This is a genomic window from Psychrobacter sp. Ps1 (assembly GCF_022129425.1).
Classification (GTDB): Bacteria; Pseudomonadota; Gammaproteobacteria; order Pseudomonadales; family Moraxellaceae; genus Psychrobacter.
Genome location: NZ_JADQAN010000054.1, coordinates 1 through 1,256, shown reverse-complemented (window position 1 = coordinate 1,256; position 1,256 = coordinate 1). Strand labels below are relative to the sequence as shown.

1 protein-coding gene is annotated in these 1,256 nt (G+C 31.4%); it reads left to right on the top strand.

Going from position 1 to position 1,256, the window contains the following annotated elements; translation table 11 throughout:
• Positions 1-426 precede the first annotated feature (426 nt).
• Complete coding sequence (locus I3249_RS13025) at positions 427-1,038, top strand: hypothetical protein (protein WP_134292834.1); 612 nt, start codon at positions 427-429, stop codon at positions 1,036-1,038.
• Positions 1,039-1,256: the final 218 nt, after the last annotated feature.

The window sequence follows — 1,256 nt, the reverse complement described above, 5'->3', positions numbered from 1 at the left end:
ATGTTTGGCATGGTTTCCAGCCAGTTGTGAGTGCATCAGTTATTGTAAAATCCTCTGCCACTTTTGCAAGAGGTCTAGTTTATTAATACATATACTTGAGATTACTAGGGCGTGTCTTCATTTTAAAAATGGTAATAAAAATGAGATAAATCGCAGTCAAACAAGGAAAGTAGCGCAGATAATATCGAGATATTAGTCAGCTGTTTGACGCCATTTGGCAAGATTTAGCCGTTTTTAACCCATTTAGATGTCTATTGATCGAATTGAAGACACGCCCTAAATATCTAGCCAAAGAAAGTTGAATTAAATGAAAAAATTCTAGACTCTTGTGGAATAATATTAGGCTAAGTGCAATAATTATGGTAAGTCCGTATTTGTAACTTAAAAGTCCTATGATTCAAAAATTCAAATGATATGAGAAAGAATATGAAGAATAATGATTTTCTAGATGAACCTACTGAAGATTTAATAAAGCAGTATATAGATAAATTCGAATTAGATGAAAGGTACAAGTATGGAGATAGTGCAATAATAAAACTGTTCGAAGCATTTCCAAATAACACTTCTCTTGAAGATATTATTTTAAAGGTCAGTGTGATTAATGAGCTATATAGCACTAGCATTTATAGTGTTTTCAAGGTGGCTCAGCATATATTAGAATGTGATGTCGATGAAAACATAAAGGCAGGAAATCCGGAGCTTGTACATCAAATCGCTACTGGACATAACATTCGTACTAAAAAGAATAATAAAGAAATCAATTTTTATTCTTTTGCTACTAAGTATTGCAATTGGCATAACCAAATAGATTATTCTATATATGACAGCTTCGTAGAAAAGACACTCATCGCCTACAAGGAAAGAGATAGTTTTTCAGACTTTAAGAAGAAAGATTTAAAGAGTTTTAAAAAATTTCACCAAGTGATTTTAGATTTTATTACGTATTATAATCTTAACGGAAAAAATGCGAAAGATATTGATAAGTTCTTATGGATATATGGAAAAGAGAAGTTCCCACCTAGTTATAAAAATAATTAAATAGGTTCTAACGGCTTCTCTACCACTCAGTTTTAATTCTTTGTAAGATATTAATTCTTACTAAGATTTTCAAAAAAAAATCAGTATCCAAGCCACCAAAACGATGACTAAGAAACTGACTCACTTCTATAGCTTGATTAACGGGAGTTTCCTAAAAACTGTGTAACTGCTTATAATCCACTAACAGGAGAATAAGCAATGACTAACCAAACTGACAT